This is a genomic window from Limnohabitans sp. 2KL-51 (assembly GCF_003063645.1).
Lineage (GTDB): Bacteria > Pseudomonadota > Gammaproteobacteria > Burkholderiales > Burkholderiaceae_C > Limnohabitans_A.
The window spans coordinates 1-1,297 of record NZ_NESJ01000057.1 but is presented as its reverse complement, the minus strand read 5'-3'; the positions used below and the strand labels follow the sequence as shown (position 1 = coordinate 1,297).

Below are 1,297 nucleotides of genomic sequence, written 5' to 3'. Positions count from 1 at the left end.
GTGGTGTTAAAGCCAAAGCTCACCTGGTTGTTGGCCTCGTAGGTCTGGCCTGCCGGGGCGGGGTTGGTGTAGGTGTCTTTGTTCAGGTTGCCTGCTGCGTCGCTGAACTTGTTGCCGTCCACATCGATGGTGGCCGTGCCGCTGGTGCCCGCCGTGGGGGTGAAGGTGGCGGTGTATTGGGTGTAGCCGGTGCTGGGGGTGCCGCTGCTGGCCACGGGCACCAAGTTGGTGAGGGTGCCGCCGGTGACGTCGATGTCGGCCAGCACAAAGTCGGTGGACGCCTCGCTGAGCGTGAAGGTGATGGTCTCGGTGACGCTGGTGCCCAACAAGTCGCCCGTGCCAATGCGCCCGACCACGATGTTCGGTGGGGCGTTGTCGGTGTTAAAGGGCACGCTGACTTGGTTGTTGGCCTCGTACGTGGTGCCTCCCACAACGTTCAAACCGACCTTATAGGTGTCTTTGTTGAGGTTGCCCGCAGCGTCCGTGAACTTGGCCGTATCCACACCAATGGTGCCCACTCCGCTGGTGCCAGCGGTGGGGGTGAAGGTGGCGGTGTAGCTGGTGCCGCTGCCTTGCAAGTTGGTGAGGGTGCCGCCGGTGACGTCGATGTCGGCCAGCGTGAAGTCGGTGGACGCTTCGCTGAGCGTGAAGGTGATGACCTCGGTGGTGCTGATGGTGCCTGCGCCCGTGCGCCCCACCACGATGCCCGGAGCGGTCACGTCGGTGTTGAAGGCAAAGGAGACTTGGTTGTTGACCTCTTGCACCGCCCCGGCGACGCCCGCCAGGTAGGTGTCTTGGTTGGCGTTGCTGGCCGCATCGGTGAACTTGCCCGAGAGCACGCCCACGGTGGCCGTGCCCAGCACGCCCGCGGTGGGGGTGAAGGTGGCGGTGTATTGGGTGTAGCCGGCGCTGGCCGTGCCGCTGGAGGCCACGGGTGCGAAGTTGCTCAAAACGCCACCGGTGGCGTCGATGTCGGCCAGCACAAAGTTGCTGCTGGCCTCAGACAGCGTGAAGGTGAGGGTTTCGGCCCCCGTGGCCACGCCCGTGCCCAAGCGGCTGACCGCGATCTTGGGCGGCGCGGTGTCGGCCACCAAGGTGTTGTAGGCCAGCGCCACGATGTTGTTGCTCTCGTAGGTGCTGCCCGCTGGCGCGGGGTTGACGTAGGTGTCGGGGTTGGTGTTGCCCGCAGCGTCGCTGAACTTGGCCGACGCCACCGCAATGGTGGCCGTGCCTTGGGCATTGGCCGTGGGCGTGAAGGTGGCGCTGTACTGGGTGTAGCCGGCGCTTGCGGTGCCGC

At 65.6% G+C, this 1,297-nt stretch carries 1 protein-coding gene; it reads right to left on the bottom strand.

The window, feature by feature from the left end; all coding sequences use genetic code 11:
• Window positions 1-1,297, bottom strand: a 1,297-nt coding sequence (locus B9Z49_RS21930) for an Ig-like domain-containing protein (RefSeq protein ID WP_199225142.1), incomplete at both ends; no start/stop codon positions are given.